Source organism: Serratia sp. SM04 (assembly GCF_040280225.1).
Taxonomy (GTDB): domain Bacteria; phylum Pseudomonadota; class Gammaproteobacteria; order Enterobacterales; family Enterobacteriaceae; genus Serratia; species Serratia sarumanii.
Genome location: NZ_JBEOQT010000022.1, coordinates 530,989 through 554,817, shown reverse-complemented (window position 1 = coordinate 554,817; position 23,829 = coordinate 530,989). Strand labels below are relative to the sequence as shown.

The following is a 23,829-nucleotide window of genomic DNA, read 5'->3' as shown; positions in this document are numbered from 1 at the left end:
CTTTTACGCAAAGAGTTCATCGTTAGGCCGCCCGGTAGCTGCTCAGCACCTGCTGCAGCAGCGCGTCGTCTTGCGGCGTCAGCTTGCGCGCCATCGCCAGGGTGAACACCAGCACCCGGCCCTCCGCCAGCGCGAACACCGCCTGGTTTTGCCAGATGCGCTTGCCGTCGCGCAGGTAGCTGGCGCGCACCCATTCACCGGCGGTTAATCCATCGCCCAGCGTCGCCGGCTCGCGGCTTTTGAATGCCCAGCCTTTCAGCCCCTGCGCCAGCGCGTCGAGCTGGCGGGTGACGTAGCCTTCCAGGTTCTCCGCCGGCTGCAGCGCATCGCGGGAAATATTGATTGAGGGGGAAACATCATCGCCGGCCAACAGCACGTTGACGGTGCGATCGGCATAACCTTCCGGCAAAGCGACGCTGCCTTCGCTGAAAGCGCAGCGGGATAAAGCGGACATGCGAGGATCCTTTTGCATAAATAATGCTTAAGCATCGCATAACTTAGCCTTGAAATAAAACCTTCAGGCTCCGCCAATATTGCGCGGCGTGACCGCGTTCACTGTGTACAAGGCCGTGGCCGGAACCTTGCCCGGGATCGGGCCGTAACATTACAGAATTATCTGAAACTGCTGGCGCGCCGACGCCCTGATTGTGGCTATACTCGGCTATCGTCCGTTTTTCAGGAGATCAGGATGCTGAGATTCACCCGTCGCGCGCTGCTGTGCGCCACGCTGGCCGCGTTCCCCGCCGCCGCCGAAACGCCTAAGTTCGGCCCGGAGCTGCAGGGCTTTCACTACCCTTACCCGTTGCAGCAGTTCAGCTTCACCTCGCAGGGGCAGCCGTTAAAAATGGGCTATATGGACGTGCCGCCGGAAGGTGCCGCCAACGGCCGCACCGCGCTGCTGCTGCACGGTAAAAACTTCTGCGCCGCCACCTGGCAGGACACCATCAAGGCGCTGAGCAAGGCCGGTTACCGCGTCATCGCGCCGGATCAAATCGGCTTTTGCTCCTCCACCAAGCCGGCGCATTACCAGTACAGCTTCCAGCAGCTGGCGCAAAACACCCACGGCCTGCTGCAGAACCTGAAAATCAGCAAGGCCATCGTCATCGGCCACTCCACCGGCGGCATGCTGGCCACGCGCTACAGCCTGATGTATCCGCAGGCAGTGGAGCAATTGGTCATGGTCAACCCGATCGGCCTCGAGGACTGGAAGGCCAAAGGCGTGCCGTGGCGCAGCGTCGATCAATGGTTCGAGCGCGAGCTGAACACCTCCGCCGAGGGCATCCGCAACTATGAGCAGCGCACCTACTACGGCGGCAACTGGAAGCCGGAGTACGATCGCTGGGTGGATATGCTGGCCGGGCTGAACAACGGGCCGGGCCATCGCCTGGTGGCGTGGAACTCGGCGTTGATCTACGACATGATCTTCACCCAGCCGGTGTACTACGAGTTCAAGGATCTGCAAACCCCCACTACGCTGATGATCGGCACCGCCGACACCACCGCCATCGGCAGCGATATCGCCCCGCCGGCGGTCAAGGCCAGGATCGGGCATTATGACGTGTTAGGCAAACAGGCGGCGAAGCTGATCCCGCACGCCACGCTGATCGAGTTCGCCGGGCTGGGCCATGCGCCGCAAATGGAGGAGCCAGAGCGTTTCCATCAGGCGTTGCTCAAGGCGCTGCAGCCCTGAGCGGCCGGTTGGCGCAGCCGCCGCGCGGCGGCTAAACTTTCAGCTGGCACTCAACGGCAGGAGACAGCCATGCGACAGATTATTGCCAGCGCCTTCGTCAGCCTCGACGGCGTGATGCAGGCGCCCGGCGGGCAGGACGAAGACCGCAGCGGCGGCTTTCGCTTAGGCGGCTGGACAGCCCCCTACTGGGATGACGCCATTGCGGAAACGATGGGCGATCTTTTCTCCGCGCCGTTCGATCTGCTGCTGGGGCGGCGCACCTACGACATTTTCGCCGGCTACTGGCCGCAGATCACCGACGAGGCCGACCCGTTATCCGCCGATATCGCCCGCGTGTTCAATCAGGCCACCAAGTATGTCGCCACCCACCACGGCGAGACGCTGGCGTGGCAGAACAGCCAGTGGCTGGGGCGGGACATCCTCGCCCGGCTGCGCGAGCTGAAACGCGCGCAGGGGCCGATACTGCTGGTGCAGGGCAGCAGCACGCTGATGCAACAGCTGCTGGCCAACGATCTGGTGGACGAACTGCGCCTGCTCACCTACCCGGTGCTGCTCGGCAGCGGCAAACGGCTGTTCGATGACAACGCGGCGCCGGCGGCCTTCACGCTGGCCCAATCGGTAGTCTCGCCCGGCGGCGTGATCGTGGCCCACTACCGCCGCGCCGGCGCGGTGACGACCGGCTCCTTCGTGGTGGAAAGCGCGGCGGTGGCCCAGCCGTAAAAAAAGGGCCGTTCGGCCCTTTTCTCTTTCCCCTGCATCGCCCTCAGGCAAACAGAATATCGCTCTGCTCCACCTGCCCGACCACATGGATCTTGAAGTCGGCGGCATAGCTGTTGCTTTGGGTGTTCATCAACAGATCGGTGGTGCCGTTGAAGGCGTCGAAGTTGAGCTGGATCTCGCCTTTCTGGCCGCTGAAGGCGCTGCCGCTGTCGATAAAGCGCAGCTCGCTCAGGCTGTTGTTGAAGCGCAGGCCGGAGAGATCGATCTTGTCGATGCCGTGCTCGAAGTCTTCAATCACGTCGAACGCCGCCACCGTGGACTCTTTGGCATTGAGATAGACGAAATAGTCGGTGAAGTTGTTGGCATCTTTGCCGCCCCACAGATGATCCGCCCCCAGGCCGCCGTACAGGATGTCGGAGCCGGCGTTGCCCGCCAGCAGGTTGTCCTGATCGTTGCCGATGATCACATCGCGCCCGCTGCCGCCGATGGCGTTCTCGATGATCGCCCCGCGCGCGATGGCGACGTTCTGCGTGCCGCCGCCGACGCTGGAGAACGCGCCGTCGTTCAGGTTGATCATCTGCTGCTGGCTGTAGCCGGAGAAGTCCAGCGTGTCGTTGCCGCCGGCGTCCCACACCGCGAAGTTGACCGGTTTGCCGTTGTCCGCCGTGGCGGTCAGGAAATCGCGCCCGGTGTTGGAGTTAAAGCCGTACACCGTGTCGCCGGTGCGGGTGTTCATGTTGGCGCCGTACAATTTTTGGATCGCGGCGATGTCATCCACCATCGGGCCATAGCCATACACCCCTTTGGTGTCGGCGCCGGTGTAACCGGCGTTGAAATAGCTCATGATCGAGTATTGCAGCGAATCCTGATAGTAAGCCGCGTCGTTCTGGTAACTCGGGTTGCCCAACGAGGCGTCATAAGATCCCGGATGCGCCAGCCCCAGGGCATGCCCCAGCTCGTGGGTGAAGGTCTGGCTGCTGAAGTCGCCGCTAACCGGCGCCTGATGGGTGGCGAAGTTCTTGTTGAACCACACCGTGCCGGCAAAGGCGTTATCACTGCCCGGTTTGGAGCTCGGCGGGTAATAGGCGTAAGCATTAATGGCATTCGGGCCGCTGCCCTCAGCGGTGCTGCCGTCGGCGCGCTGGGTGAAGTAGGCGAAGGTGATGTCCGCGCGATGGTTGATATCGGTGGACGCCGTTTCGGTAAAGGTCACGTTCGCCACGTCGGCCCAGGCCTGCATCGATTTCAGCGCCTGCGCCTGCGCCGCCTGGGTCAGCGGCTGCAGCCCCTTGTCGCCGTCGCCGGTCTGGCCGATGCGGTTCAGCGCGCTCTGCGTCAGGAAGGAATAGGTCAGCGCGATCGGCTGATGATACACCTGATCGCCGTTGTGCGTCAGGCCCGGCCGCGTCAGCTGGTCGGCGGCGCGATCGAAGCTGAAGTTATCGCGGATTTTACCCAAGTTGTTGATGGCTGCCCCACCGCGCTGGTTACTGTAGAGGTTGGCGTTGTCCAGCGTAAACAGCGCGCCGTAGCCCAATCCGTCATAGGGGCTGCCGGGCTGGTGATAGTAAAATTGATAGTTATGATCGTTGGGGGATGTGGCGGCCAGGCTGGTGAACTCATCATCATCTTGCAAAATGTCGTTGTAGCGACTGCTCATTGCATTCTCCTTTTACACAATAGGAACCCACTCGCTTTGTAAGACTATTCATCAGTCGTTCTAATCTAAGCCAAGGCTTAGGAATGACCAGTATAGTGACTCACCCCGGCGGCGCGAGCCCGCTCGGCCTGGCTTCACCGTGCCGGGCATTGAGATGAAGATACTCGTAACAATTTGTATTCTCACTATATTAATGAGAAAAATAAGTGCATTAACGGGTTAATCATTCGTCTTTTTGCGCATTTTATCGCCGGTTAGATCAGAATAATCGAGGATTAAAAAACCTAATCCTTCCCTCATCAGCACGGGGGTACGTGCTAAAGTGTGAACGGAAAGCCGAAAGGAGTGACCCGATGCCAACCTTTTTTCTTATGCGCGCCTTGCGCCGCGCCAGCCTGACGGGAGTCGTTATGAGCGTATTGTGCAGCAGTGCCCTGGGCAGTTCACTGCCGTTGCTGGAACCCGCCGTGCTGAAGGGCGATTGGCAGCTCGCCGCCATCGGCGACGGTAAAGCCGTCTGCGAGGTGCAGCTGAGCGACGAAGCGGTAGCCAACACCAACGCCTTCCGCTTCAGCGCCTCCGCCCAGTGCCTGCAGCCGCTGGCGCTGCAAACGTTGCCGGTCGCCTGGCGGCCGACGCCGGACGGCATGACGCTGACCGACGCCGAAGGCGGCATGGTGGCGTTTCTGGCCCTGACCGCGCCGAAGCGCTATGAGCTGATCGACCGCAACCGCCCTTCGCGCTTTATGCTGATCCCGCGCTAATCCCTCAGGCGAACAGCAACCCGAGCAGCGCGCCGCCCGCCAGCACCCACAGCGGATGGAGGCGCTTGCTCATGCTCAATCCCGTCGCCAGCGCCACGATCGCCGCCAGCCGCCAGCTGGGCGCAGAAGCCTCGGCGATCAAGATGCCGCTGGCCGCCACCAGCCCCACGGTCAGCGGCACCAGACCGGCCTGCACGATGCGGCGCCACGGGCGATCCTTAAAGCGCCGCCAGGCGCCCATCACCAGCAACGTAACGATGGAAGACGGCCCGAACTTGGCGACCGAAGAAACCAGCAGCCCCGCCCAACCGGCCACGTGCCAGCCGACCAGCGGCACGATCATCATGTTCGGCCCCGGCGCGGCCTGCGCCATGGCGAACAGCGCGCTGAACTCCTGGGCGCTCATCCACCGATGCACCTCCACCACCTGCCGCTGCATCTCCGGCAGAATGGTCATGCCGCCGCCGAACGCCAGCAGCGAGAGCTCGGTGAAGATCAGCGCCAGCGCAATTAAAACCCCGCTCATGACGGCCACCGCCACATCAGCAGAATGCTCAGCGGCGCCAGCACCAGCATGGTCGGCAACAGCGGCAGGCGCAGCCAGGCGATGGCGATCAATGCCAGCGCGACGATCGCCAGCGCCGGCCATTTACCGCGCAGCGGCAGCAGCATCTTGATCCCGGTCGACAGCAGCAGCCCGGCGGCAGCGGCGGCCAGCCCGGCGAACACATGCTGCACATGCGGATCGTTTTGGAAGCGGGCGTAGACCACGCCCAACCCCACCACGATCGCCGTCGGCGCGCTGATGAGGCCCAGCAAGGCGCACAGCGCGCCGCGCAACCCGCGAAATTCCATGCCCACCGCCACCGACAGGTTGATGACGTTGCCGCCGGGCAGGAACTGGCATAGCCCGAGCAGCTCGGTAAACTGTTCGCCGCTCAGCCAGCGCCGGCGCTCCACCAACATGCTGCGCGCCAGCGGCAGCACGCCGCCGAAGCCGATCAGCCCCAGCCACAGAAAGCCCACAAACAGCTCCGCGTTGCCCGGCGCTGCCGCCGGGTGCGGTTTTAACGTATTGATATCTGACATGACATTGCCATTCCACATCGCTTGTTTTGATGTCTGGTATCATGCGCGCCGCCGTGCCATGATGTCTAATGCATTCCTAAACAACTAAAGATACCTTTGAGGTATGGCAATGATCGAACTGCGTCGCCTGCGGGCGTTCGTCACCGTGGTGGAAGAAGGCAACATCACCCGCGCCGCCGAGCGGCTGTTTATCCAGCAGCCACCGCTGACCCGCCTGCTGCAGGGGCTGGAAGATGAGCTGGGCGTAACCTTGTTGCAGCGCCTGCCGCGCGGCGTGCGCGTCACCGAGGCGGGCGGCGTGCTGTTCGAAGAGGCCCGCGCCCTGCTGGCGCGCGCCGAACGCCTGCGCGAAGCGGTGCAGCGCGCCGCCCGCGGCGAGCAGGGCCACATCGCCATCGGCTTCACCAGTTCCGCCGCGCTGCACCCGTTCGTGCCCAACCTGCTGCGCCGCTACCGCGACATCCTGCCGGGCATTACCACTCAGTTGGAAGAGGCCGGCAGCGGCGAACTGATGGAGGCGTTGCTGGAACAGCGCCTCGACGCCGCCTTCGTGCGCTCGCCGGCCAGCGGCATTCCCGGCCTGAGCGTGGAGCCGGTGCTCAGCGAGCCGATGATCGTCGCCCTGCCGCTGGGCCACCGGCTGGCGCATGAGACGCAGCAACCGCTGCCGTTGGCCGAACTGGCCCACGAGGCGTTTATTCTCTATCGCCGCCCGGCCGGCCAGGGGCTGTACGACGCCATTCTGGCCGCCTGCCACCGCGCCGGCTTCAGCCCGCGCATCGTGCAGGAAGCGCCGCGCCTGCCGGCCACCCTCAGCCTGGTGGGCGCCGGGCTGGGGCTGTCAGTGGTGCCCGGCTCGATGCGGCGGCTGGGCGGCGACGGCATCGTCTACCGCACCCTCGCCGAAGAGGCGCAGCTCAGCGCCCCGCTTTACCTGGCGCTGCGCCGCAGCCCGGCTTCGCCGATCGTCGAGCGCTTTCGTCAGCTGGTGTTGGAGACCGTGGCGCAGTCATAAAAAGCCCGAACGGCCAATAATAAATGAAGTTCGTTTATTATTTATTTAAACTATTCGGCGACTAAATTTAATTCCACTTAATGACTATTCAACTTCCGATTAATTAATTAAACCCGCTCTCACTTAGTAACAAACGCAAACAAATAAGCGCCTACGCAATACATTCCAGCCGCTAGGATTTAAGGGTCGCAGCCTATTTCGCCGATGACAAAACACCTTTTAAGAGCAATTTTGCCTTCCCTGCGCCTGCCTATTCAGACGCGCGGTTTTATATTGGAGAAAATGCTATGCTATCGCGTCGTGATATATTGAAAGTCTCCGCCGTCAGCGCGGCCGCCGCCGGCATGATCGGCGGCATCGTAAAAAATGCCGCTGCCGACGATCATCGCAATATCGTCCCCCCCAGCAGCTATCAGCCGCCTGCCGATGCGCAGCATCTCTATAAATACAAATTCACCGACAGCAAGAAACGCAGCCTGCCCAGCGGCTGGGCGCGCGAAGCCACCGTCGAGCAATTTCCGATCTCCGAAGGCGTGGCGGGCGTGGACATGACGCTGGAGCCGGGCGGCGTGCGCGAGCTGCACTGGCACGCCATCGCCGCCGAATGGGCGTTTATGCTGGAAGGCCATGCTCGCATCACCATCCTCGATCCCGAGGGAAAATGCGAGGTGGCGGATTTCGGCCCCGGCGACGTGTGGTATTTCCCGAAAGGCTATGGCCATTCCATTCAGGCGCTGGCAGACGGCGCGCATTTTATTCTGGCGTTCGATAATGGGCACTTCTCCGAATTCGGCACCTTCAGCATTACCGATTGGGTGGCGCATATGCCGAAAGAGGTATTGGAAAAAAGCGTCAACATGCCGGCGGCGGTATTTTCCAAGGCCAAACAGGGCGAGGCCTATATTGTCGGCGGCGCCGTTCCGCCCACCTTGCCATTGCCGAAAAACGACGGCGGATTAAATAACGCCCCGCTGACCCACCGCTATGAATTAATGAAGCAAAAACCGTTCTTTGAAAATGACGCCGGCAGCGTCCATTTGGTGTCGTCGAAAGAATTTCCCATCTCAACCACCATGACCGGCATCATCGAGATCGTGAAACCCGGCGCGATCCGGGAATTGCACTGGCACCCCAATGCCAACGAATGGCAATACTATATTGCCGGTAAGGGCCGCATGACGGTGTTCAGCTCGCACGGCCACGCGCAGACGGAAGAGTTCGCCCCTTCGGACGTCGGTTACGTGCCGCAGGGCTTCGGCCATTACATCGAGAACATCGGCGATGAGGATTTGAAGGTGCTGATCGTGATGGACAACGGCATTTATCAGGACATTTCGCTGTCCGACTGGCTGGCGAAAACCCCGGCCTACCTGCTGGCGGACAACTTCAATAACCAGGTTGAAGACTGGCGAGATCGGCCGAAAGACAAGCGGGTCATGTCGCGCCGCAGCCGCTGACGCCACGGCGAGGGAGAAGCTCCCTCGCCCCCTGGCCTGCCCCTTACAGCGTGGTTTTAAAGAATGGCACCAGCTTCTCCAGCGCCCGGGCTACCGGCTCCGGTTTGTCGTAGAGATCGTAATGCGACCAGCCTTCCACCACCACCAGCTCTTTGTGCTGCGATTTGGCGCGGCGCACAATCTCATAGCCGTCGCGCAACGCACCGAACAGACCGGGCTTGCCGCCGACGATCACCAACAGCGGCTGGGTCAGCAGCACTTCCGCCAGGTGGAACGCGTCCCAGCCTACGGCCGCCGCGTTGTGGGAATACAGCGTCTTGTTTACGCCGTTCGGCTTCTCGCCGCGCGCCGTACGGTAGTACTCTGTCGCTTCGCGCAGATCGATATCGGCGCCGTCTTGTTGCGCCGCCTCAACGCTCGGATACAGGCCTACATCCACGCGCAGCGCCGCACCGTGCGCCTCTGCGGTGCGCTGCCGGGCAATATCCTCAAGAAAAGCCACTGGATCGCCATTGGCCAACACGCCCTCGCGCATCACCCGGCCATAGTTGGCGCCGGTGATGGTCGCCACCGCTTTGATGCGCCGCTCCGTCATCGAGGCGTTGATGGCGTAACCGCCGCCGCCGCAGATGCCGAGCACGCCGATACGCTGGTCGTCAACGTAATCCAGCGTCACCAGATAATCGGTCACGACGCGAAAATCTTCCACGCGCTGGGTGGGATCTTCGATAAAGCGCGGTTCGCCGCCGCTCTCGCCCTGGAAGCTGGCGTCGAACGCGATGACCACAAAACCGGCTTTCGCCAGCGCCGCGCCATAGACGTTCCCCGAGGTCTGCTCTTTGCAGCTGCCGATCGGGTGGGCGCTGATGATCGCCGGGTACTTTTTCTGCTCGTCGAAATCCGGTGGGAAATGAATATCCGCCGCGATGTCCCAATACTGACGTTTGATTTTGACCGTTTTCATCATGAGTTCCTCACAGGGTTGCTGGCTCGGGAAACGCGCTCGGCATCGCTTCCGCTGGGATAACGCTCACTTTAGACGCCGTATTGTTCTTTGAGAAGCCCAGGGAATGGACTACAGTGTTAAGCTGTGATTTACAATGCGGAACGTATCGATGGATCCTTCCCTGCTTCCCTCACTGGCGTGGTTCGCGCATATCGCGCAGCATCGCAGCTTTACCAAAGCGGCGGCCCAAATGGGCGTTTCCCGCGCCGCGCTGTCGCAAAATCTAAAGGCGCTGGAAAAACAGCTGAACGTCAAGCTGCTCTACCGCACTACCCGCGATATGTCGCTCACGGAGGAAGGACAACGCCTGCTCGAGGCCCTGGCTCCCGCCCTCAACGCGATCGAACACGCCGTCGGCACGCTGGAAGAGAGCCGCCACGAGCCGGCGGGGCTGCTGCGGATAAATGCTTCGCGCACGGCCGCCAAGCACTTTATCGAACCGCATGTCGGTGAATTTCTGGCGCGCTATCCCAGGCTGAAGCTTGAGCTGGTGATGGACGACGGCATGGCCAGCATCATTTCCGAAGGCTACGACGCCGGCGTGCGGCTGGGTGAAAGCCTCGCCGAGCATATGGTGGCGATCCCCATCACCCCGCAGGTGGAACTGGTGGCGGTGGCCACGCCGCAGTACCTCAGCCGTAACGGCACGCCCGCCACGCCGGCGGATCTGGTCAACCACAACTGCATCGCTTTTCGTCACGCAACCAGCGGTGCCATTTATCAATGGGAGTTTTCCACTATCGAGCGGCACGCGCGCCATACCTTTTCCGTCGAGCCGCAAGGCAGCGTGATCACCAACGACGACGACGGCATGATCCGCGCCGCGTTGCAGCATGTCGGCATTATTCAGCACTTTGATTTCGCCGTGAAGGCGCTGGTGGAACGCGGTGAATTGGTACGGATCCTGCAGCCTTGGTCGCAGCCGTTTCCCGGCTTCTACCTGTATATCCCCTCCCGTGAGCACATGTCTTCCAAGGTCAGGGCGCTGCTGGACTTTCTGGTCGAGAAGCGCGCAGGCTAAACCGGCCCGCGCGCCTTTTCGCTTTACTGCTTGCGCTGCTCCGCCACCTGTTTGGCGGTGACTTTGCCCTGCTTATCGCCGAAATGGCCGACCACGAAGTTGGCGACCGCCGCCACTTCCTCGTCGGAATAGGCGCTGCCGAACGCCGGCATCATTTCATGCCGTTCGCCGATGCTGATGCTCGTCCCCTTCAGGATGGCCTGCACCACGCTGCGCCCCTGCGGATCGTTCACCGCCGTGCTGCCCACCAGCGACGCATACTCGCTCTGGCGGCCCGGCCCGTTCCACTGGTGGCAGCCGCTGCAGTCGTTGGCGAACACCCGCCGCCCGAGCGACTGCTCTTGCCCGCCCGGCAGGATCGGGGTGGAAGCCCCCGCGCCCTTCGGCTGCAGATTCACCGCCGCGGCGGCGTCGCCGGCGATCGGTTCGATATCGCGCAGGTATTTCACCAGCGCCAGATTATCTTCCGGCGTCAGGAACTGCAGGCTGTTTTCCACCGCTTCCGCCATCGGGCCGGCGGCGCTGCTGCGCCCCGGCGCATGGCCGGTGGCCAGATATTGCGACAGCTGCTGGTCGCTCCAGCCGCCGATGCCGGTCTGTTTGTCCGGCGTGATGTTGGCGGCGAACCAGCCCTGCACCACTTCACCGCTCAGGTGCTTGCTCTGGTTGAGGCCGAACCCCAGATTGCGCGGCGTGTGGCACTCGCCGCAGTGGCCCAGCGCGGTCGCCAGATAGGCGCCGCGGTTCCACTGCTCGTCCTTGTTGAGATCCGGCGTAAAGCGTTGCTCATGGAAGAACGCCAGGTTCCAGAATTTCATGCCCCAACGCTGGTTGAACGGGAACGACAGATCGTTTTGCGGGTTGGCCTGCTTCACCGGCGGCAGGCTGAACAGATAGGCTTTGATCGCCAGCACGTCGTCGCGGCTCAGCCCGGTGTAGGAGGTGTACGGCATCGCCGGATACAGGTTGCCCTGCGGGCCGATCCCCTCACGCACCGCGCGTACGAACTGATCGTCGCTCCAGTTGCCGATGCCGGTCTCCTTGTCGGCGGTGATGTTGGTGCCGTAAATGGTGCCGAACGGCAGTTTGAAGGCGAAGCCGCCCGCATAAGGCGTGCCGCCCGGCGCGGTGTGGCACGCCACGCAGTCGGCGGCGCGCGCCAGGTACTCGCCGCGCGCCAGTTTATCGGTGATGCCGGCCGGCGCTCCGGCGATCGGCGCCGCAGGCTCCGCGCCGGTGGGCCGCAGCAGCGTGTACAGCGCATATCCTCCCGCCAACACCACCACGACGATAATCAGCCATAACAGCCCTTTCAAGGCGTTGCTCATCGCATCTCTCCCTAACCCAACGCCTTGGCGGCCTGGTGGATGGCGGCGCGAATGCGCACATAGGTGGCGCAGCGGCAGACGTTGCCGCCCATCGCCGCGTCGATGTCCGCATCGCTCGGATTTTTACTTTGCACCAGCAGCGCGCTGGCGCTCATGATCTGGCCGGACTGGCAGTAGCCGCACTGCACCACGTCCAGATCAAGCCAGGCCTCCTGCACCGCCTTGCCTTCCGGCGTGGCGCCCACGGCTTCGATGGTGGTGATTTTTTTGCCGACGGCGGCCGAAATCGGCGTCATGCACGACCGCACCGGCACGCCGTCCAGATGCACGGTGCAGGCGCCGCACATGGCGATGCCGCAGCCGAACTTGGTGCCGGTCAGGCCGGCTTCGTCACGCAAGAACCACAGCAGCGGCATGTGCGGATCGCCCTCGAAGGTCAGCGGCTGCTCGTTTACGGTTAATTGAATCATCAGGTTCTCTCCTTGTCAGACGCCGGGTTCGCGGTGGGATTATGCAGCGGCAGGCTCAGCGAGGTGCGCGGCCGCCCGAGCAGCGCCAGCGCATTGCCGACCGCCGGGGCGATGGTCGGCACCCCCAGCTCGCCCACGCCGGTCGGTTTCTCGCTCGAGGGCACGATGATCACTTCGATCTCCGGCATCTCATCGATGCGCAGCGGGCGGAAGTTATTGAAGTTGGACTGTTCGACCACGCCGTCTTTCAGCGTGATATTGCCGTACAGCGCCATGCTCAGGCCGTAGCCGATGCCGCCCTCGATCTGCGCGCGGATCACATCGGGGTTCACCGCCACGCCGCAGTCCACCGCGCACCACACCTTGTGCACTTTCGGGATGCCGCCTTCGCCGATCGACACCTCGGCCACCTGCGCCACATAGGTATCGAACGCCTTGGCGACGCCCACGCCGCGCGCGCGCCCGTCCACCACCTTGGCGCCCTGCCAGTCAGCGGCTTTCGCTACCGCCCGCAGCGCGCCCGCCGCGCGCGGCGCGTCGCCCATCAGCGCCAGCCGCCCTTCGACCGGATCCTGGCCGGTTTCCTGCAGCAGTTGATCGATAAAGCTCTCCACCGCGTGGCCGGTGTGGGTGCTGGCGACCGACCGCAGCGAGGTGGTCGGCACCTTGCCGGGCACAATGTGCGCATCGCAGCGGAAGGCTTCGAAGGTGTATGACACTTCGCTGGCGCCCTCGACCATCATCTGATCGAGTCCGTTGACCACCAGCGCATCCATCGCGCTGTGGCGCGTCCAGGAGTGGCCGACCACGGTATCGGTCCAGCCCACCACCTTGCCACCGCGAATGGCGCCGCGCAGGCGGTGCAGGATCATCGGGCGATACCAGCCGTTGCGGATGTCGTCCTCGCGCGTCCATACCACCTTCACGCCGTGGCCGGGGCCGATGCCCTTGGCCGCCGCCGCCATGTCGGCCGCCAGATCCGGCCCCAGCGTCGGGTTGCCTAAATCGATGCGCCGGCCGAAGCTGCCGCCCGCCAGAATGGTTTCAATCTGCACCTTGTCCGGCGGCAACTCGAACAGATCGCACAGCTGCTTGTGATCGAGCGTTTGAATTTGGCAGCCGTAGCGCGCCTTGACGCTCTCGCCGTCCCAGAACAGATAGCCGTCCAGCGGCTCCATCGGCGCGTGGGCGACGTACGGGAAGGTGTATTCGGCCTCGATCACCTTGTCGGCCTTGTCGAACACCTCGTCCGGCTTGCCGTGGCTCTTCGCCACCACGCCGGTTTTCTGCGCCACCTGGCGGAATTCGGCGTAGATCTCCTCGGTGTTGCGCCGTTCGGCCTGCGCATCGTCCCACGTCACCTTCAGCCGCTCCCGCCCCTGGATCGCCGCCCAGGTATTTTTGGCGTAAACCGCCACGCCGGTGGCGATTTGCTTCACCGCTACCACCCCCGGCACCGCCAGCGCCCGTTCGGCGTCGAAGGCCGCCACCTTGCCGCCGAAACGCGGCGGTTTCTTGATGGTGACGGTCAGCATGTCCGGCTCATGGATATCCTGCGAGAACTGCGCGCTGCCGTTGGTTTTCGCCAGCGAATCGACGCGATGCAGGCCGCGCGTTTTGCCGATCAGGGTGAAATTAGCCGGTTCCTTCAGCGTCAGGCTGGCGGGATCGGGCGGCGGCAGCGTGGCGGCCAGCGCGGCGAATTCGCCGAAGCCCGCTTCGCGTCCGCTGGCGGCATGGCGAATCTTGCCCGCCTGCACGGTAATTTCCTGCGCCGAGGTTTTCCAGCTCTGCGCGGCGGCCTGCACCAGCAGCGCACGCGCCATGGCGCCCATGCGGCGCATTTGCTCATAGGCATTGGCCACCGAGCTGGAACCGCCGGTGCCCTGGAATCCGAAGCTCAGGTTTTTGTAGATATGGGTGTCCACCGGCGCGGCGACGACCCGCACCTGCGCCCAGTCGGCATCGAGCTCTTCGGCAACCAGCGTCGCCATGCCGGTATAGACCCCCTGGCCCACTTCGGTGTGTTTACTGATGACGGTGACGACGCCGTCGGCGCCGATCTGAACGAAGGCGTTGGCGTCAAACGCCGCCGCGCCAGAGGCGGCCGGGGCATTCGACCGCGCCAGCGCGCCGGTGGACGGCAGATAGGCGCCGATCACCAACGCCCCGGCGCCGACGATAAACCGCCGCCGCGAAAGCGGAACTTGGGATATGCTCATTGCTCATGACTCCAAAAAAGCCGAAGGCGTCACTGCCTTCGGCGAAACAAATCTTGTTATGGGAATGGCTTGTTGCGCCGGTCGGGTGACATAGCGCAACAGAGCAATAATTAGCGTAGCCTATTATCCAGCAGGCCTAATCTTGATAAGGGATTTTTTCGTTGAGGAATCGTGCGCTGCGGGCGGCTAGCCCGCACATCGTGCATCAATTCTGCGTCGTCGCCAGATACGAAAAGACGCTGAGCAGGCGGATTGGCGCCGCCATGTTGTCGCCACTCACCAGCCACAGCGGCACGCTCAACTCGGCCGCCGCCGCGTACAGATCGCTTTCGCCCACCGCTTCGCCGTTCAGGCTGACGCGGTAAAAGGCTCGGCCGTTGATGGTATGCGCCAGCACGCCATGCTCACCGGCGGCGCTGTGGTAGCCGATGAACATCAGGCCGCCGTAACGTTGGTGTTGCAGCCCTTCCGCCATCGACAGCCCACGCGGTTTACCCTGTTACGCCGGCGATACCTTCGATATCCGCAGAGATAAAGACTTTCACATCACGCTCCCGTTATTTAATTTTCCGCCAGCCGATCGAGCAGCGGGCCCAGCGCCATGCGATCGTGCCGCTGGAAACCGCTGACGCCCTCGGCGCTCAGCAACGCATCCAACACCGCGTATTCGGTGGCGTCCGCCGCCGCCGCAAACAGCGGCTCCAGCCGTTCGTCCGGCAGCGTCGCCCCCAGCAACCGGGTGGAAAACGCCAGCGCGATATCGCCGGAGCCGTGCCCCCAATGGCTGCCCACTCGCCCCAGGCCCGCGCCCGCTCGGCGGGCGATGCGGTTCAGCTGGCGGCTGTCCAGCGCCCGATCGCAGGCGATGATGATAATGACCGAACCGGCGTCCACCTGCGGCGGCGGATCCGCCAGCAGCCTGCCCAGCGCCTGGCCAACGCGCACGCCGCTCAGCGTCAACGAGTCGAGGGTGCCGAAGTTGGCCAGCACCAGCACGCCGAGCGTGGTGCCAAGCCCCGGGCAATAGCGCGAGGCGGTGCCGATGCCGCCTTTCAGGCCGAAGCTGCTCATGCCGCGCCCGGCGCCGACGCTGCCGCGCGCAAAGCGGGTGGAATGGTTATCCAGCGCGCTGAAGACGTGCTCCTCGCGCACCGCCATCGCCTGAATATCGTTGAGGTAGCCGTCGTTGCACTCCAGCACCAGCGGGTTGATGGTGGCGCTGCCGCGGCCGATCTGCGGGTAGCGCAGACAGCTGCGCCGCACCATGGCATTGAACAGCGTGCCGACGGCGAAGGTGTTGCTCAGCAGGAGCGGCGTTTGCAGCACCCCCAGCTCGTTCAGCTGCACCAGCCCCAGCGGTTTGGCGAAGCCGTTGAGCACCGCGCTGCCGCACGGCAACGGCTGGTTGAACAGATCGCCCGGCGGCACGATGGCGGTAACGCCGGTCTGGCATTCGCCGTCGGCCAAGGTGTGATGCCCGACGCTAACGCCCGGCACGTCGCACAGGGTATCGGTCGGGCCGGCCGGATAGCGCGCGCCCGGCAGGCGGCGATGGCGCCGCCAATAGCTCAGCAGATTGTCGAGGCTTTGTTGTTCAAACGCCTGGCTGTCCGTCATGGTTCCCTCATCCGCCTTAGCCCATCAGAAAACCAGAATATCGCGCAATGTAAGCGCCCAGTAAATTGAAAACCGGAGCGGGCAGAAAAAATAGCCTTGCCCCATCGCCGTTCATTGCCTGCACGACTTTTTTGCCGCCGCTCCTACGGGCAGGGCGACGCCGCTATCGAGTGAAACAACGGGTGTTGAAAGCGCACAAGCGCTGCGACCTCACGCACGGCAAAGACAGGGTCATCGCCCACGGCGGGTATGAAGAACGGGAGAGCGAAATCGGCGAACGCATCCTCTCCGGCATGCAGGAGACCATTTGGAGTGGAGCGCAGGCCTGAGCCTTATTGGGGTTTTGGCGGGCAGTCGTATAGTATAAAAAACCTGAATTACTCAACACTAGATCATGGATCACCTAAATAAATAAACCATGACCATAACAATGACACAAATAGAGCAAAACAATAAATCACCGGAGAAATTTTTCAATGAATCCAAATAGTCATTGCTGTTCTTATTTAATTTGTTAACGGCATCGCTTTCGTTATCAGCCTCTACTTCGACATGATGCTTTCTGAAGCCCTTCCGCTTCATATCCTTAATAATCTCGCGTGTAACCACGTCCTTTCTTAGCACTTTTGATTCATCACTCTTTATAAAAACAACATATCTATTCATCATATACCCCATAAAAGCACAGAATTTTACTTCTGTGCTGGGATTGCAGCGGTTAATTAGCGTTTGGTTCCGGATTCTCGGGCCTCTCTCGGTTCAGTGCCATTGCCGCCATAACCATTTCCTGTAGAACTGCCATTCCCCCAGAAACCACTGGCTCCGTAACCGCTGCCACAAGGGCTGTTTTTGACAAGAATGACTGCAAGTGTATTCTCAATGCTGGAAACAATCATATTAGAATAAAACCCAGAATAATATACCGAACCTGATTACACGTAGATGCTATCGATTCAATTAATTGAACGCCAAATAATCTCAACGCCCAAGATTAATAACCCAATAAAGAAAAGGCGACGAAAAATCAGCGGGCTGCTGTGACGACGCGCGATCCCGCCCAGCCACATGCCGGCCAACGCCGGCAGCAGTGCCAACAGCGAAACACCGAGCAGCGCGCCGGGCAGCGCCTGATGCCAGGCTAATCCGGCGGCCAGCGCCAGCGTCGAGACGGTGAACGACAGCCCCAGCGCCTGCACCAGATCGTCACGCGCCAGGCCCAATGCGTTCAGATAGGGCACCGCCGGTATGACGAACACGCCGGTGGCGCCGGTCAGCACGCCGGTCAACAGGCCGCACAGCGGCCCCAGCCACGGCTCCGCCGCAGCGGAAACGCGCCAGTCGAAACGGGTAAAACCCAACAGCGCATAGCCGGTCAGGCAAATGCCCAGCGCCAGCGGCGCCAGGCGGCCGTCGATGGCGGTGAGCGTGCCGGCGCTCAGCAAGGTGCCCAGCGTGACGCACAGCATCATCGGCCAGAGCCGACGGCACAGCGCCCCCAACCGCGGCCCGCACAGCAGTTGCCACAGGTTGGTGATCAATGAGGGCAACAGCAGCAGCGCGGCGGCCTGCCCCGGCGGCATCATCAGGCTGAGCAGCCCCATCGACACCGTCGGTAATCCCAAACCGATCGCCCCTTTGACCGTGCCGGCCAGCGTAAAAATGCCCGTCAGGGCGACAATTTCGAGTAACGTCAGCGACATGCGTCTATCCTTATGGCGAATCAACGGCCCGATTGTGGCCGGCGCCGCGCCACGGCACAATGCGGCAATGGCAGAGCCTGCCTGCGGCAAAGACAGAGGAAGAACGCATGCATTTTGACTTTATCGATCTGCGGCTGTTGGCGGCGGTGCTCGAGACCGGCAGCATCACCGCCGGCGCCGAGCGCGTCGGGCTGTCGCTGGCCGCCGCCAGCGCACGCATGCGCGGGCTGGAGCAACAGGCCGGCGTGGCGCTGCTGACGCGCAATCCGCGCGGCGTCCAGGCGACGCCCGCCGGTGAACGCCTGTTGCAACACGCGCGCGTGCTGCTGCAGCAGCGCGACCGGCTGCGCGGCGACATGGCCGAGTTCGCACCGGGCCAGCGCAGCCAGCTGCGCATCGTCGCCAATACCGTCGCCGCCGACGCTTTTCTGCCGGAACTGCTGGCGGATTTTCTGGTGCTGCATCCGTACACCGACATCACGCTGGAGGAGCTGCCCAGCCCGGCCATCGCGCAGGCGATCGCCGAACGGGCGGCGGATATCGGCATCGTGGCGGATCATGCCGATCTGCGCGGGCTGGCAAGCTACCCCTTCCGGCAGGATCGTCTGGTGCTGGCGCTGCCGCCGGGGCATGCGCTCAGCGGCCGCCGCCAGCTCAGCTTTGCGGACGCCCTGCCTTTCGACTTTATCGGCCTGCCGGAACAGAGCGCGCTGCAACAGCATTTGGAGCAGCTGGCGATACGCAGCGGCGGCCCGATGCGGCTGCGGGCGCGCGCCGCCAATTTCGACGCCATCTGCCGCATGGTGCTGCGCGGCGCCGGTCTGGCGGTGGTGCCGGAAGAGAGCGCCCGGCGGCTGCCCGAGATCCTGCGCAACGCCCTGCCGCTGACGGACGACTGGGCGATCCGGCGTCTGTCGATCGTGGTGCGCGAACGGGCGCAGCTGCCATTGCCGGCGCAGCGGCTGGTGGCATTTCTGCGCCAGGAGGAGGACGGTATTACAGGTGCTCGTTGAACCAGGCGATCTGACGGCCGATGATGCCGGCGAAATGCGGGCCGGCGTACATGTCGTAGTGCTTCGCATTCTGCTCGACGTGCAGCGCCTTTTTCGCGCTGCCTACCGCCTCATACAGCGCGATGCCCTGCTCCGGCGGGTTGACGGTATCGTTGCCCGCCACCACCACCAGCACCGGGCATGTGACGCGCGCCGCATTGTCGCGCGGCTGATAGCGCAGCGTTTCGCGCACGGTCAGGAACGGGATCTTGATGTCCATCGCCGGGTAGCGCGCCTTGTTCTCCTCGAAGAACGCTTTCGACTCGTCATCGCTCAACACCCGGGTGACGGCGACAAACATCTCTTTGCCGGTGGCCTGTTTCTTCTCCGCCATTTTGTCCAGCGTGGCGATGAACGCCTGTTTTTCATCGGCGGCCATTTTCCCCGTCACGATGGTTTCCCCGTCGGCGAAGGCCAGCTGGCTAACGATGCACTTGATGGCCGGTTCGGCCGCGGCAGCGCCGAACACGTGGCAACCGCCAAACGATGTGCCCCACAGGCCGATGCGCTCACTGTCGATCTGCGGCTGCGTTTGCACCCAACGGCTCACCGCCAGAATGTCCTCAATCTGCAGCGCCGGCACCAGCCGCCCGCGTTCACCCTCGCTAGCGCCGAAGCCGCGATAGTCAAACGTCACCGCCGCAAAACCGGCGTTGACGAAGGCCTCGGCAAAGGCCGGCAGCAACAGCTCCTGAATGCCACAGAAGCCGTGACACAGAATAATCGCCGGAACTTTGGCCTGATTCTCAGGTAAACGAACTGTTACGGCCAGGCCGCTTTCCATTTTATGCGTGGTTAATGCCATGTTAACTTCCTGTTTTTTATAGGTAAGGTAAAAATCAGGCTAACATTAATCACCAAATGAGCGCCGCCAGTCAATAACCCAATGTAACAATTTACAATGTTAATGATTTCCCGGCTCCGCGCGCAGCCGCGCCACCTGCTCCTCCACGTCGCGCCAGGCCGGTTTGTCGCCGGCATAGCGTTGGCGCAGATAATTCACCAGCGCCGTCACCTGCCGATCGGAAAAGCTGTCCTTAAAGCCCGGCATAAAGCCCAATTCGGCGGTAGCCGGTTTGGGGATCCCTTGCAGGATCACCTTGATCAGGTTATCGGGGCGATCGCTGAAGATATTGGTGTTATTGGCCAGATCGGGACTGACGCCGAACAGCTGCGGCCCGCCGGCGGCGGCGCTGTGGCAGGCCTGGCAAGCGCCCTGAAATAACCGCTCGCCGGCCAGTTGCCCCGCCGCCGGCAAGGCGCGGGCCGCCAACTGCGCCTGCGGTTCCACATTCAGCGTCGCCTTGGTGCTCAGCGACATCACATAGTTGGCCATCGCCCGCAGATCGCTCTGCGGCAACGTCGCCAGTTCGCTGACCACCGGCCCCATCGGCCCGGCCGCCACGCCGTGCTCGGCGGAATGCCCGCTGCGGAAGTACTGAAACAGCTGTTCCTCGGTCCAGGGCTTGTCCGCATTGGCCAATTGATTCAGCGCCGGCGCTTCCCACCCGTCCACCATTCCCCCCGCCAGGAAAGCCGCGCCGCCCTTTTCCGCCCCCAGCAGATTGCGCGGCGAATGGCAGGCGGCGCAGTGGCCGAGCCCGTTGACCAGATAGGCGCCGCGGTTCCACTGCGCGCTTTGTTGCGGATCGGGTTGATATTCCCCCTGGCGCAGGAACAGCGCGTTCCAGCCGGCCATCAGCGGCCGCAGGTTAAACGGGAAGCGCATCTGATTGGCCGGATTGCTCTGGCGCACCGCCGGTTGCGACATCAGATAAGCGTACAGCGCCTGCATGTCGCCGTCGGTCATTTTGCTGAAGGCGGTGTAAGGAAATGCCGGATACAGATGGCGGCCGTCGCGGGCGATGCCCTGGCGCATCGCCCGATCGAACGCGGTAAACGACCAGTTGCCGATGCCGGTTGCCACGTCCGGGGTAATGTTGGTGCTGTAGAGCGTGCCGAACGGCGTCGCCATCGCCAGCCCGCCGGCGTTGGTCGCCCCTTCCGACGCGGTATGGCAAACCGCGCAGTCTCCGGCAGCGGCCAACTGGCGGCCGCGCTCCAGCGTGGCCGCCGACCAGGTGCCGGCGCCGGGCGTCGCCACCGGCGCGATCTCCGCCCGCCACGGCAAGGCGCTGCCGGCGATGCCCAGCACCGCGCCGAACAGCCCCGCCGCGCCGCCGAACCACCATTTGCCGCGCTTCTTTTTCTTGGGCGGGGCGGCCTGCCGCTCGGTGTCCGGCCCGTTCAGCGCCTCGCGCAGTTTGTCCGAGGTGATCGGCAGCTCGCGAAAACGAATGCCGGTAGCGTCGAATACCGCGTTGGCGATGGCCGCCGCGCTGGGCACCGACGCCGATTCCCCGGCGCCCAGCGGCGGATCGTAAGGGCGCGGCATCATCACCACGTCCACTTCCGGCACCTCCGGGAAGGTCAGGATCGGGTAAGCTCCCCATTCTTTGGCGGAGACCGTCGATTCCTCAAAGGTCACGCGCTCTTTCAATACCCGGCTGGTCGATTGCAATACGTTGCCGTGAATTTGGTGGCGCACGCCGTCCGGGTTGACCATCATGCCCGCGTCGTGGCCGACCACGATGCGCGTCACCGCCACTTCGCCGCTGGCTTTGTCGATCGCCACGTCGGCCACCCAGGCGGCCCAGGCCGCGCCAAAGCCGGGAAACTTGCTGTGGATGTAACGGGCGTAGGCAAAGCCGCGCCCGCGCAGCACGCCGTCTTCCGCCGGGGTCTGCATCGGTTCGGTATGCGGCGTCCAGCCGGCGCGTTCTGCCGTGCTGCGCATCAGCTCACTGGCGCGTTCGTCATCGATATAGCGCAGCCGATATTCCAGCGGATCGACGCCGGCGGCGTGGGCCAGCTCATCGATATAAGATTCGTGGGCGAAGGTGTTCGGCAAGGCGGAAACGCCGCGCATCCAGGAGGCGCGCACGATCGGCGCCATGTCCTCGATGCTGACGCGCAGCGCCGGATATTCGTAAGGCGGTACCGAGGTGCGGTCGCCCATTTCATAGGCCACCGGCAGCGGCTCGACCCGGCCGGTCAGCAGCAGCGCCAGCGTCGGCGCGCCGTTGGAAGGATAATAGGTGCGAAAATCGTAGGCGACCGGATGCCCGGCGGCGTCCAGCCCGCCGTCCACCTCCATCAGCTGCGCGGTACCCTTTGGTTCCCACACATGCTCTTGCTCGCGGGTCAGCTGCACCCGCACCGGCCTGCCCACCGCACGCGACAGCAGCGCCGCGTCGGCGCAGACGTCATCGGCGCAATTGCGGCCATAGCAACCGGCCGCCTCCATGCGAACGATCTCGATCTGCGCTTCCGGGTATTCCAGCAGCCAGGCCAGATCGGCGCGCAGCAGGTGCGGGTTCTGGCTGCCCGACCAGACCTGCAGGCGCTCCGGCCGGTAGTCCGCCAGCGCGCAGGAAGGGCCAATCGAGGCATGCAGCTGATACGGCCACAGGTAGCTGCGGGTGAAACGCCTGTCGGCCGCCGCCAGCGCCGCGTCCACATCGCCGGTATCGTGCACCACCCGGGTCGAGTGCGGGTTGTCGCGCAGCGCCTGCGCCACGTCGGCCATCTGCGGCAAATTGCGCCGCCAGTCTTTCCAACTGACCTGCAGCGCCTGCGCCGCCTTGATCGCCTGCTCTTCGCGCTCGGCGACAATGCCGATGAAATCGCCGATCACCACCAGTTTGACGATGCCGGGAATATGCGCGATCGAGGTTTCATCCACCGCCAGCAGGCTGGTGCCGACAAATTCGCCGCTGTCGTACCCGGAATAGGGCGGCCGCACCACCCGGCCGTGCAGCATGTTCGGCAGGCGCATATCGTGTACATAGGTGATTTCACCGGTCGCCTTGGCCGGAATATCGACGCGCGCGGCGCTGGTGCCCACCAGGCGATACTCCGCCTGCGGTTTCAGCGGTGCGTCGCCGGAAATCGACAGCTCGACATGACCGCCGGCCACCAGCTCGGCGTAGCTCAGCGCCTGCCCCTGCGGGCTGCGGATCACGCCCTCCTCCAGCGTCAGCTGTTCCACCGGCGCATCGAAGCGCTGCGCCGCCTGGCGCAACAGCCAACGGCGCGCTTCGGCGGCGGCGTTGCGCAGCGGCACGGCGGAGATCTGCAGCGTGGCGCTGGCGATGGTGGCGCCCTGATTCGGCGCGCGCTCGGTATCGCCCAACACCATGCGCACCTGATCCATGCGCAGGTACAGCTCTTCGGCGACGATCTGGCCGAGCGCGGTGCGCACGCCGGTGCCGAGATCGACATGGCCGTTAAAGGCATAGATTTCGCCGCTGTCGCACAGGGCGATAAACAGCCCCTGCTCCCTGGGCTTCAGCACCGGCGTTTGCCCTTTGGGCACCGGCCCCGAAGGCGGTTGCACGCTGTCGACGATCAGCAGCACGCCGTCGCGCTGCAGCAATTCGGCCTGGCTCGGCGATGAGGGACGGGAATCAGTCATAAGCGTGAGCGCCCTCATCGCGGCAGAGAATGATGGCGCGCTGAACCGCACGCAGGATTTCGAGATGGGTGCCGCAGCGGCACAGGTTGCCGGACAGCGCCTGACGGATCTCCGCCTCGCTCGGGGCGGGATTGCGATCCAACAGGGCTTTGGTGGTCATGATCATGCCGTTGAGGCAGTAGCCGCATTGCGCCGCCTGCTCTTCGATAAAGGCGCGCTGCACCGGGTGCGGGCGCTGGCGATCGCCAAGGCCTTCCAGGGTCACGATCGCCCGGCCGGACACGCCGAGCGCCGGGATCACGCAGGAGCGCGCCGCCACGCCGTCGATCAACACGGTACAGGCGCCGCATTCGCCCAGGCCGCAGCCGTATTTCGGGCCGTTGAGCGCCAGATCGTTGCGCAGTACCAGCAAGAGCGGCGTATCCGCCATCACCTGCGCATGAAGCTGTTCGCCGTTCACCGACAGCATCATCGGATGCTCCGTCAGCGTGGTTTTCGCGCCTTCCCTGGGCGATTGCACTTCAGATATCGCCATTGTTCG

The 23,829-nt window shown here is 63.4% G+C and carries 22 protein-coding genes and 1 pseudogene; 8 read left to right on the top strand and 15 right to left on the bottom strand.

Features of this window, described 5'->3' with window-relative positions; all coding sequences use genetic code 11:
* Positions 1 to 22: 22 nt before the first annotated feature.
* On the bottom strand, positions 23 to 454 hold the full coding sequence (locus ABTW55_RS23365; protein WP_033655257.1) for a DcrB-related protein: 432 nt from the start codon (positions 452 to 454) through the stop codon (positions 23 to 25).
* A 234-nt stretch (positions 455 to 688) separates the two neighbouring features.
* On the opposite strand from ABTW55_RS23365, the gene ABTW55_RS23360 reads away from it, so the two are divergent.
* Positions 689 to 1,690 (top strand): alpha/beta fold hydrolase, encoded by a 1,002-nt coding sequence (locus ABTW55_RS23360; protein WP_060420962.1) that lies wholly within the window; start codon positions 689 to 691, stop codon positions 1,688 to 1,690.
* A gap of 69 nt (positions 1,691 to 1,759) precedes the next feature.
* Entirely contained in the window at positions 1,760 to 2,410 is a 651-nt protein-coding gene (locus ABTW55_RS23355) for a dihydrofolate reductase family protein (protein ID WP_060420959.1), read from the top strand.
* A gap of 43 nt (positions 2,411 to 2,453) precedes the next feature.
* Here ABTW55_RS23355 and ABTW55_RS23350 read toward each other — a convergent pair whose 3' ends face one another.
* Positions 2,454 to 4,070, bottom strand: coding sequence for a serralysin family metalloprotease (locus tag ABTW55_RS23350; RefSeq protein ID WP_060420955.1), 1,617 nt, complete (start codon positions 4,068 to 4,070; stop codon positions 2,454 to 2,456).
* 410 nt (positions 4,071 to 4,480) lie between these two features.
* Here ABTW55_RS23350 and ABTW55_RS23345 point away from each other — a divergent pair, with 410 nt between their 5' ends.
* Positions 4,481 to 4,834, top strand: coding sequence for an AprI/Inh family metalloprotease inhibitor (locus tag ABTW55_RS23345; RefSeq protein ID WP_060422303.1), 354 nt, complete (start codon positions 4,481 to 4,483; stop codon positions 4,832 to 4,834).
* 4 nt (positions 4,835 to 4,838) lie between these two features.
* Here the strand turns inward: ABTW55_RS23345 and ABTW55_RS23340 are convergent, their stop codons facing one another.
* The gene (locus tag ABTW55_RS23340) at positions 4,839 to 5,360 is read right to left on the bottom strand and encodes a chromate transporter (RefSeq protein WP_033655286.1); all 522 of its coding nucleotides are present in this window, start codon (positions 5,358 to 5,360) and stop codon (positions 4,839 to 4,841) included.
* Complete coding sequence (locus tag ABTW55_RS23335) at positions 5,357 to 5,923, bottom strand: chromate transporter (RefSeq protein ID WP_033634481.1); 567 nt, start codon at positions 5,921 to 5,923, stop codon at positions 5,357 to 5,359. The genes ABTW55_RS23340 and ABTW55_RS23335 overlap by 4 nt, the downstream gene beginning before the upstream one ends.
* A gap of 103 nt (positions 5,924 to 6,026) precedes the next feature.
* On the opposite strand from ABTW55_RS23335, the gene ABTW55_RS23330 reads away from it, so the two are divergent.
* Complete coding sequence (locus ABTW55_RS23330) at positions 6,027 to 6,938, top strand: LysR family transcriptional regulator (protein ID WP_033655263.1); 912 nt, start codon at positions 6,027 to 6,029, stop codon at positions 6,936 to 6,938.
* A gap of 287 nt (positions 6,939 to 7,225) precedes the next feature.
* Entirely contained in the window at positions 7,226 to 8,395 is a 1,170-nt protein-coding gene (locus ABTW55_RS23325; protein ID WP_060420952.1) for a cupin domain-containing protein, read from the top strand.
* 43 nt (positions 8,396 to 8,438) lie between these two features.
* Here ABTW55_RS23325 and ABTW55_RS23320 read toward each other — a convergent pair whose 3' ends face one another.
* Complete coding sequence (locus ABTW55_RS23320; protein WP_060420949.1) at positions 8,439 to 9,359, bottom strand: alpha/beta hydrolase; 921 nt, start codon at positions 9,357 to 9,359, stop codon at positions 8,439 to 8,441.
* A 151-nt stretch (positions 9,360 to 9,510) separates the two neighbouring features.
* Between ABTW55_RS23320 and ABTW55_RS23315 the strand changes: the two genes are divergently transcribed.
* Positions 9,511 to 10,422 (top strand): LysR family transcriptional regulator, encoded by a 912-nt coding sequence (locus ABTW55_RS23315; protein ID WP_033655268.1) that lies wholly within the window; start codon positions 9,511 to 9,513, stop codon positions 10,420 to 10,422.
* A 23-nt stretch (positions 10,423 to 10,445) separates the two neighbouring features.
* Here the strand turns inward: ABTW55_RS23315 and ABTW55_RS23310 are convergent, their stop codons facing one another.
* The 5 genes and pseudogenes from ABTW55_RS23310 to ABTW55_RS23290 form a co-directional block, all read right to left on the bottom strand.
* Positions 10,446 to 11,750 carry a cytochrome c gene (locus ABTW55_RS23310; RefSeq protein ID WP_060420946.1) on the bottom strand — a complete coding sequence of 435 codons (1,305 nt, stop codon included), beginning with the start codon at positions 11,748 to 11,750 and terminating at the stop codon, positions 10,446 to 10,448.
* A gap of 11 nt (positions 11,751 to 11,761) precedes the next feature.
* On the bottom strand, positions 11,762 to 12,220 hold the full coding sequence (locus ABTW55_RS23305) for a (2Fe-2S)-binding protein (RefSeq protein ID WP_047567588.1): 459 nt from the start codon (positions 12,218 to 12,220) through the stop codon (positions 11,762 to 11,764).
* Positions 12,220 to 14,442 (bottom strand): molybdopterin cofactor-binding domain-containing protein, encoded by a 2,223-nt coding sequence (locus tag ABTW55_RS23300; RefSeq protein WP_060420943.1) that lies wholly within the window; start codon positions 14,440 to 14,442, stop codon positions 12,220 to 12,222. Before ABTW55_RS23300 ends, ABTW55_RS23305 begins: the two co-directional genes overlap by 1 nt.
* Positions 14,443 to 14,707: 265 nt before the next feature.
* Positions 14,708 to 14,941 (bottom strand): annotated as a pseudogene (locus tag ABTW55_RS23295) (M55 family metallopeptidase); the annotation flags it as partial.
* Positions 14,942 to 15,003: 62 nt separating this feature from the next.
* A complete protein-coding gene (locus tag ABTW55_RS23290) occupies positions 15,004 to 16,059 on the bottom strand; it encodes a P1 family peptidase (protein ID WP_060420937.1) in 1,056 nt (351 codons plus the stop codon).
* A gap of 170 nt (positions 16,060 to 16,229) precedes the next feature.
* Here ABTW55_RS23290 and ABTW55_RS23285 point away from each other — a divergent pair, with 170 nt between their 5' ends.
* Positions 16,230 to 16,388, top strand: coding sequence for a hypothetical protein (locus ABTW55_RS23285; RefSeq protein ID WP_154609293.1), 159 nt, complete (start codon positions 16,230 to 16,232; stop codon positions 16,386 to 16,388).
* A gap of 70 nt (positions 16,389 to 16,458) precedes the next feature.
* Here the strand turns inward: ABTW55_RS23285 and ABTW55_RS23280 are convergent, their stop codons facing one another.
* Both ABTW55_RS23280 and ABTW55_RS23275 read right to left on the bottom strand, forming a co-directional pair.
* Positions 16,459 to 16,725, bottom strand: a complete 267-nt coding sequence (locus tag ABTW55_RS23280) for a hypothetical protein (RefSeq protein ID WP_060422300.1) — start codon at positions 16,723 to 16,725, stop codon at positions 16,459 to 16,461.
* Between the two features lie 287 nt (positions 16,726 to 17,012).
* Positions 17,013 to 17,759 (bottom strand): sulfite exporter TauE/SafE family protein, encoded by a 747-nt coding sequence (locus tag ABTW55_RS23275; protein ID WP_060420933.1) that lies wholly within the window; start codon positions 17,757 to 17,759, stop codon positions 17,013 to 17,015.
* Between the two features lie 107 nt (positions 17,760 to 17,866).
* On the opposite strand from ABTW55_RS23275, the gene ABTW55_RS23270 reads away from it, so the two are divergent.
* Positions 17,867 to 18,772, top strand: coding sequence for a LysR substrate-binding domain-containing protein (locus ABTW55_RS23270; RefSeq protein ID WP_060420930.1), 906 nt, complete (start codon positions 17,867 to 17,869; stop codon positions 18,770 to 18,772).
* Here the strand turns inward: ABTW55_RS23270 and ABTW55_RS23265 are convergent.
* The 3 genes from ABTW55_RS23265 to ABTW55_RS23255 all read right to left on the bottom strand — a co-directional run bounded on the left by ABTW55_RS23265 (position 18,756) and on the right by ABTW55_RS23255 (position 23,823).
* Positions 18,756 to 19,616 (bottom strand): alpha/beta hydrolase, encoded by an 861-nt coding sequence (locus ABTW55_RS23265; RefSeq protein WP_033648247.1) that lies wholly within the window; start codon positions 19,614 to 19,616, stop codon positions 18,756 to 18,758. The genes ABTW55_RS23270 and ABTW55_RS23265 overlap by 17 nt on opposite strands.
* A 99-nt stretch (positions 19,617 to 19,715) precedes the next feature.
* Entirely contained in the window at positions 19,716 to 23,288 is a 3,573-nt protein-coding gene (locus tag ABTW55_RS23260) for a molybdopterin cofactor-binding domain-containing protein (protein WP_060420928.1), read from the bottom strand.
* Positions 23,281 to 23,823 carry a (2Fe-2S)-binding protein gene (locus ABTW55_RS23255; protein WP_060420925.1) on the bottom strand — a complete coding sequence of 181 codons (543 nt, stop codon included), beginning with the start codon at positions 23,821 to 23,823 and terminating at the stop codon, positions 23,281 to 23,283. Before ABTW55_RS23255 ends, ABTW55_RS23260 begins: the two co-directional genes overlap by 8 nt.
* Between the last annotated feature and the right edge of the window lie 6 nt (positions 23,824 to 23,829).